Genomic DNA, 4,624 nt, shown 5'->3' on the forward strand with positions numbered 1-4,624 from the left:
TGGACGAGCCATTCCACCTCGACGCCGAGGAGCCTGGGCGGACCGGTCTTGAAGCAGATGCCGCGGACCAGCGCCTCGACCTCGGCCTCACTGACCGCGGTACGCGGCCGGATACAGCCACCAACCGAATCGGACATGTCGGGATCCTCCTGAGAGAAACATGCGTGGAACTTCAGGACCAGCCAGCCGCTCTATCGGCTCCGCGTGTTCGCGTTCCGCAGGATGTCACCGGCGATCCAGCCGACCGCCAGGCTCGCTGCCTCCGTGTCACCTGTGGTGAGTACCGGCATCACCGAAGCGTCCGCAACCCGCAGTCTGTGCGTCCCGCGCACCCGGAGCTCTTCGTCAACGGCCCCGTCCGCACCAAGGGCACACGTACCGACTTCGTGCTTCCTGGTGAACCCGTGTTCCATCACGTACCGCAGAGTGTCACGTGTGTCCGTGACCTCCGGCCCGGGACTCACCTCCGTCATCGTCGAGGCGAAGGGTTCCGTCGCCAGAATCTCCCGCGTTCTGGCGAAGGCCGCGAGTGTCAGCTCGTTGTCATGATCGGTGGACAGGTAACCGGGCACGAGCCGCGGCGGGTCCGCAAGGGTCGGTCCTGTGATGTGGACCGACCCGATGCTGGTGGGCGACCGCGGGTAGAAGGCGACGGTCACAGCTGTCGCGCCGACCGCCCCCGGGTGGAGGCCGTCATGCTCCACCACCGGCGTGAACAGCAGCTCCATGTCCGGACTCGAGGTCCCGTGGCCCGAGTTCGTCACGGCCAGAACCGCGGCGCCGCCGCCCGCCGACACCGCGGCGCGTCGCAGCACCGGCCTGAACCTCGACCTCGGTCCCACGATCGGCGGCGCCGACTCCCGTCCGTGGTCCGGTACGCCGTTGAACCGCAGCGTCAGTGCGGCGCCTCGGCGCTGCCTGAGGTTGGCGCCGACGGCCTGGCTTTCCGCGACAAGATGTACGCCGGCGGTGGTGAGCACTTCCGGGTCCCCGACGCCGCTTCGCTCCAGCAGCAATGGACTGCCCATCGTCCCCGCACAGAGAATGACCTCACGGCGGGCCCAGAACCGGACCGTGCCTCTGGACGTCTGTGCCTCCACCCCGATGGCGGTCGTGCCCTCGAAAAGGATCCGTCGAGCCGTACAGTGCGGGCGGACACGGACATTGCGCCGCCGTGCGCACCCGCGGAGCAGCGCGCGAGCCCTACTCTGCGGGACACCGGTTGACATGGGATGCGGCACATAAGCCGCCCGATCGGGAGAGCCGTTCAGGTCCGCCACCGCGTCGATTCCCTGGCGTGCCAAGGCATCGAGCCACAGTTCTGCCGTCGCGTCCTGCGGGCCCACCGCCTCGGCCGGCCGAGAGGCGCCGCCTACGCGGGACACGGTGGCGTCGAGGGCATGCCGCTCAATCTCGGTGAAGGCCTCCAGGAAGCGGGACCAGTTCCAGCCGGTGGCGCCGACCGCCTCCCACGCCTCGTAGTCCGCCTCTGTGTCCCTGCCCCAGATCAGTCCGCTCGGCGTTGTCGAGCCCTCCATGAGACACCCCGTGCGCCTCTGGTCCATGCGCCCCGCCCCGAACACCCGGGAGGCGTGCCGGTGCTGGTGCTGTGGATCGGCCGACGCCTGCGTGAACCGCGCGGGCATCAGATAGCGCTGATGCCGGTCGGATTCACCTGCTTCGATGACCAGAACCCGATTCTGCGGATTTGAACCGAGCCGGTGGGCCAACGCGGCTCCCGCGGCTCCGCTCCCGACAATGATGTAGTCAACGAGGTTCTTGGATGACACGACAGCTCCATACGCGCGACGGCTGGGGTCGTTTCGGTCAGGCCGCCCTCGACCTGAGCCGGTCGAGCTTGTCGCCCAGGCTCCCGACGGCTATCGAGATGTGGCCGTGTCGGTTCTCGAAGTGAGCACGGAGGGTGGGCAGATGTCCTGCCAGCCAGCGCCCGTGCGACACCGGCACCATGCGGTCGACGTCTCCGTGCCACAACTCGACCGGGACGGTGACCGCACTCGGGTCGAATCCCCACGGGCTCGTCAGTGCCCGCAGGTCCTCCAGCCAACCGTCGTCACCGGCCGCGAGAGCGTGGCTCATGTGCGCCGCGTTGTCCGCCCCGTAGGGTCCGGTGAGCGCGGTCACGTCTGCCGCGGGCAGCAGACTGGCTATCCCGTCCGCGAGGTTGGAGGAATCGCTGTCCCGGACGACAGCGGCCATCTGCCGCACCACCGAACGCTGTTCCTGCTCGCCCCGGGACGCGGCACCGAACAGAACATGGTTCTGCACACCCATGCCTTTGACGAAGGGAAGACCTTCGGCGTCATGCGGCGCGAAGGAGGCGATCAACAGCACTCCCGACACCCGCGGCGAGTCCGCGACCGCGGTGGCCAACGCGTACGGCCCGCCCGTTGACCACCCGGCGACAAGGTAACGCTCGGCACCCAAATGATCCATCAGGACACGGCACTCCTCTGCGGTGCCGAGGACCGTGCGTCCAGGCGCCGAAGTCGAAGTGCCGTAGCCGGGGCGGGAGTACGTGACGATTCGGTATCCCCTGTCGGTGGCCGAACCGAAGACGGACTCCATGGGAACCGCCGAACCCGGCATGCCATGGTGGAAGAGAACGACCGGTCCGTGCTCGGGCCCCTGAACGGCGAACTCGAGCACTCGGCCGTCCTTCAGAACCAGCGACTCCAACCCCTCGCTGCGGAGACCGCCGTCCTCGTGCGTGGCTTGCGCTTCCATCAATTCAGTCCTGTCCGCTCGTCGGTTGACCTGTGGCCCGCTGTGGTCGTCACAATGTTTCGCGGGCGCGGGCGCGGGCGTGTGGCGTGTCCCGTCCCTTCGCGGTCGCATCGGGACGGGACATCGGGCCGGGCCGGCGCTGCTCAGTGGCCGTAGGCTTCCAGCAGCCGCAGCCACACTTCGCTCACTGTGGGGAATGCCGGAACGGCGTGCCACAGCCGGTCGATGGGGACTTCGCCGACCACTGCGATGGTTGCTGCGTGGATCAGTTCGGCTACGTCGGGTCCGACGAGTGTGAAACCGACGATGACCTTGCGGTCCTCGTCGACGACCATGCGGGCGTGTCCCTTGTACCCCTCGGCGTGGAGGGCCGATCCGGCGATGGCGGCCAGGTCGTAGTCGACCACGCGGGTCCGCACTCCGGCGGCTTCGGCCGCGGCGGCGGTCAGTCCGACCGACGCGATCTCCGGTTCGGTGAAGACCACCTGCGGCACCGCGCGCTCGTCGGCGGTGGCCGCGTGCCGGCCCCACGGAGCGTCGTCGACCGTTTCGCCCTTGGCACGCGCCACGATGACGTCACCCACGGCACGCGCCTGGTACTTGCCCTGGTGGGTCAGGAGCACGCGGCGGTTGACGTCGCCGGCGGCATACAGCCACCCGCCACCGAGCGGTGCCTCGTCCTGGTCGAGGACCCGCAGCGTGTCGTCCACCGTCAGCCAGGAACCCGGCGTCAGACCGACGGATTCCAGGCCGATGTCCTGCGTGTTCGGCGTGCGGCCGATTGCGACGAGCACCTCGTCGGCTTCGATGTCCTCGCCGTCGGTGAGCGTGATGTGCACGGTGCCGTCGCCGTCCCGCTTGACGGCACCGGCCTCCGCGCCGAGGCGTACCGAGACACCGGCCTCCCGCAACGACTCGGTGACCCGCTTGCCGGCGAACGGCTCCGCGAGCGGCAGGACACCGTCGCGGGCCAGCACGGTCACGGACGAGCCCAGAGCGGCGAACGCCGTCGCCATCTCCGATGCCACAACGCCACCGCCGATGACGGCGAGCCGACCGGGAATCGTGCGCGCCGTGGCGGCCTCGCGGCTGCTCCACGGCTTCGACTCCAGTAGACCGGGGATGTCCGGCAGCAGCGCGGCGGTCCCGGTCGCCACCACAACTGCGTGACGCGCGGTCAGCTCGGTCGAGGTCCCCGACTCGTCGGTGACCTCGACGACCCGGTCGGAACCGATCCGCCCCTGGCCCCGGTACAGGGTGATCCCGGCCGATTCGAGCCAGGACACCTGCCCGTCGTCCTTCCAGTTCGAGGCGAAGGTGTCGCGGCGCCGGAGCACGGCAGCAACGTCGAGGTCACCGGAGACCGCCTCTCTGGACCCGGGGAGTTGCCGGGCGGCGCGCAGCGCCGCCGTGCTGCGCAGCAGTGCCTTGGTCGGCATACAGGCCCAGTAGGAGCACTCACCGCCCACCAGTTCCCGCTCCACGATGGCGGCGGTCAGTCCGCCCTGCACCACCCGGTCGGCGACGTTCTCGCCGACCGGCCCCGCGCCGATGATGACGACGTCGTACGTGTGCTTGCTCATGGTCAGGCCTCCTTGGCGGCGCGGCCCAGGCGGAGGGCCGAGATGAGGAAGAAGATGCCGCCCGGGATGGCGTAGCCGACCGCGCTGGCGAGCGAGGGGTCGTCCGCACCGGCGGAGGCGACGAACGAGGCACCGGCGAGGACGGAGATGCCGCCGCTGAGGATCATCGGCCACTGACCGCCCATCTTGCGGCGAGGAACGGCCACGATCAGCTGGACCAGCCCGGACACGATGGCCCAGGCGCCCCACACGCGCAGCACCGCGGGAATGCCGGACGTGGCGGCGATGCCCAC

General features: G+C 69.5%; 4 protein-coding genes and 1 pseudogene. All 5 read right to left on the bottom strand.

From position 1 onward, the window contains the following. Positions 1 to 137: pseudogene (locus ACH4D3_RS41095) on the bottom strand (ergothioneine biosynthesis glutamate--cysteine ligase EgtA); the annotation flags it as partial. Between the two features lie 54 nt (positions 138 to 191). Then, on the bottom strand, positions 192 to 1,790 hold the full coding sequence (locus ACH4D3_RS41100) for a GMC family oxidoreductase (protein ID WP_398332872.1): 1,599 nt from the start codon (positions 1,788 to 1,790) through the stop codon (positions 192 to 194). A 37-nt stretch (positions 1,791 to 1,827) separates the two neighbouring features. Next, positions 1,828 to 2,670: an alpha/beta fold hydrolase gene (locus ACH4D3_RS41105; protein WP_398332873.1), complete on the bottom strand. Its 843-nt coding sequence runs from the start codon at positions 2,668 to 2,670 to the stop codon at positions 1,828 to 1,830. A gap of 221 nt (positions 2,671 to 2,891) precedes the next feature. Continuing rightward, positions 2,892 to 4,331, bottom strand: coding sequence for a dihydrolipoyl dehydrogenase family protein (locus ACH4D3_RS41110; protein WP_398332874.1), 1,440 nt, complete (start codon positions 4,329 to 4,331; stop codon positions 2,892 to 2,894). Between the two features lie 2 nt (positions 4,332 to 4,333). Continuing rightward, positions 4,334 to 4,624: DUF308 domain-containing protein (locus ACH4D3_RS41115; RefSeq protein WP_398332865.1), on the bottom strand; the 291-nt coding region annotated here is incomplete at its 5' end.

This window comes from Streptomyces sp. NPDC018026 (assembly GCF_044327745.1).
Classification (GTDB): Bacteria; Actinomycetota; Actinomycetes; order Streptomycetales; family Streptomycetaceae; genus Streptomyces; species Streptomyces rubrogriseus.